1 protein-coding gene and 1 pseudogene are annotated in these 1,392 nt (G+C 78.5%); both read right to left on the bottom strand.

Going from position 1 to position 1,392, the window contains the following annotated elements:
• Positions 1-1,203, bottom strand: a 1,203-nt coding sequence (locus E1166_RS30545) for a DNA polymerase Y family protein (RefSeq protein WP_132343257.1), incomplete at its 3' end; no start/stop codon positions are given.
• Positions 1,200-1,392 (bottom strand): annotated as a pseudogene (locus E1166_RS30550) (hypothetical protein); the annotation flags it as partial. The gene E1166_RS30545 and the pseudogene E1166_RS30550, both read right to left, overlap by 4 nt.

The raw sequence follows: 1,392 nt of genomic DNA on the forward strand, positions 1-1,392 counted from the left end.
CCACGGGACCAGGTGCGTCTGGTCGGCCGGGGAGCGGCCACCGCCGAGCACCGCGGTGACCACCGCCTCCGGGCCGAGGATGCCCTGCACCCGGCTCAACGCGCGGTGTGCCCGCTCCCGCTCCTCGCCGGCCTCCCCCCACAGCCCGGGTTGCAGCCCCGAACGGGCCAGCACCCCGTCCGGGACCAGTCGCAACCGGACGATCCCGGCGGTCGGCCGGGCGGGACGGGCTCCGGCACGGCCGGTGCTGCCGGAGAGCCAGCCATCGAGCTGCCAGCGGACCCGGTCGGCGATGGCCGCGGCGGTGAGCAGGCCGTCGTGCCGCCAGACCCGGTGCAGTTCCTGGCCGTGCGCGGTGACCGCCTCGATGCCGAGCCGGGTGCAGGCCAGGCCGTACGCGGCGAGCCGGTCGTGCAGTCGCTCGGCGAGCGCGCGGGCGGCGAAGGCGGCCACGTCGACGCGGTCCAACGGTTCGTCGTACTCGGCGGTCACCGTCAGGTCGACGGGAGGCTGCCGGACCGCCGGCGGCCGGTCGTCCCGCCCCCCGGCGAGCCGGTGGGCCAGCGCCCCGTCGAACCCGAACCGGGCCAGCACGTCACCGGCGGGCAGCGTGGCGAAGTCACCGAGGGTACGCACGCCGAGCCGGCGCAGCAGGTCGGCCAGGGCGGGCCGGCCGAGCGCCTCGACCGGCAGCCCGGCGAGGAACGGCGGGGTCCCACCCGGGGGCACGATCCGGCCGCTGCGCGCGGCCAGCCCGGCGGCGAAGACCCCGTCGGCGATGCCGACCTGGCTCTCCACCGCGCAGGCCTGGGCCACCTGCTCGACGATCCGTTCGGCGGCCGCCTCCTCACCACCGAGGTACCGGGCGGGGCCGCGGGCGGCCAGCGCGCAGGCACCGGGGCGTACCACCTCGACGCCGGCGACGACCTCCTCGACGGCGGCGACCACCGGCTCGAAGGCGCGGGCGTCCCGTCCGGGATCGTGGTCGAGCACGGTGAGCTGCGGGGAGCGACCCTGCGCCTCCCGCCGGCGCAGGCCCCGGCGCACCCCTTCCGCCCGGGCCTGCGCGGAGCAGGCGACCACCCGGTTGGCGCGCAGCACGGCCACCGGCCCGGTGGCGGGCACCCCGTCGACGATCTCGGCGGCGATCACCGGCCAGTCCGGGCACCAGAGCAGCAGGGTACGCACCGGCTGGCCGGTCACACCGGACCGACCAGGGTGAACGCGCCGCGGGCGGCGCCGGGCGCGACGGCCGACGGGCGGGGAATGACCCGGGTGAGGTGGTCACCGGGCAACCAGACCTTGATCTCCTTCGGGCGGGCGGCGGCACCGCGTCCCCGCGCCGACACGGTGACCTCGCGGCGGCGCAGTCGGCCCCGGCCCGCCCCGAGC

Origin of the sequence: Micromonospora sp. KC213, from assembly GCF_004348325.1 — a bacterium.
Classification (GTDB): Bacteria; Actinomycetota; Actinomycetes; order Mycobacteriales; family Micromonosporaceae; genus Micromonospora.